Source organism: uncultured Faecalibaculum sp., from assembly GCF_910588395.1.
In the GTDB taxonomy this organism is placed as follows: Bacteria; Bacillota_I; Bacilli_A; order Erysipelotrichales; family Erysipelotrichaceae; genus Faecalibaculum.
The window spans coordinates 1-1,185 of record NZ_CAJUPA010000091.1 but is presented as its reverse complement, the minus strand read 5'-3'; the positions used below and the strand labels follow the sequence as shown (position 1 = coordinate 1,185).

Genomic DNA, 1,185 nt, shown 5'->3' with positions numbered 1-1,185 from the left:
GGAAGGATGTGGTGCAATGTCTAGATATTCCATAGATGATTGGACGGCGGTCAAAGAGAGGCTTCGACTGGGAGACTCGATAAGGGAATGCGCAAAAAGCACTGGAGTCGACCGAGGAGCTGTTTTAAAGTGGAGCCACATGGATCGCCCTCCGGATCGGATGGTGCTTACGATGGACATCCCAGACAACCCGATTCCGTGTGCGCGGACCTCGCCCAAGCAGCGCCTCACATACGAAGATCGCTGTTTTATCGCAGCCCTTCTCGATGTCGGACGCACCAAGCAAGAGATTGCTGCTAGAATGGGCATCAGCAGGACGACCGTCGCCCGCGAGCTCACGCGGACGCAGGAACCCTACGATCCAAGGCGCGCCCAGCTGGATGCGAAGACAAAAGCAAAAAGACCCAAACCCCGCAAGCTCGATGCCAAAGGCCCCCTTAGGGCCTACGTGCTGCAGATGCTTGCAAGCAGATGGTCGCCCGAGCAGATCTCCAAGAGGATCGAGAAGGACTTTCCGGATGATGGAGGGATGCGCATAAGCCACGAAGCGATATATCAGTCTCTCTACGTCCAAGGCTATGGGACCCTGCGCCACGAGCTCGGCATCGAGTGCTCCTTGCGTACCAAGCGACACGGACGCAAGCCGACATCCAAGCTCCCTTGCAAGAACAGGCCTTGGCTTAAGGACGCCCACATATCCAAAAGGCCCCCCGAGGCCGATGATCGCTCCATCCCCGGACATTGGGAAGGCGACCTGATCATCGGAGGCGACCTTTCAAGCTGCCTTATCACCCTTGTGGAGAGGCGCTCGCGCTTCCTTTTGATGTCGAGGCTCACCTGCCATGATGCAGACACGGTCGCAGAGCGTATGGCGCAAATGGTGGAAGGGATCCCAAGAGAGCTCAGGCGCACGCTCACATGGGACCAGGGATCAGAGATGGCGTGCGTGGAGAAGTTCAAACTCGCATCAGGCTTCGAGGTGTATTTCTGCGACCCGCATTCCCCTTGGCAGCGACCCACTAACGAGAACATGAACGGACTTATCCGGGAATTCTTCCCGAAGAAGACGGATTTCACGAAGGTCTCAGACGAGGAAGTGGACAAAGCTCAATGGCAACTCAATAATCGCCCGAGGAAAGTTCTAGATTGGAAGTTTCCTTCCGAGGCGATGCAGGAAGTTTTGGC

1 protein-coding gene is annotated in these 1,185 nt (G+C 56.4%); it reads left to right on the top strand.

The annotated features are described in order from the left end of the window. Positions 1–16: 16 nt before the first annotated feature. Positions 17–1,185: IS30 family transposase (locus tag QZ305_RS11730; RefSeq protein ID WP_294732184.1), on the top strand; the 1,169-nt coding region annotated here is incomplete at its 3' end.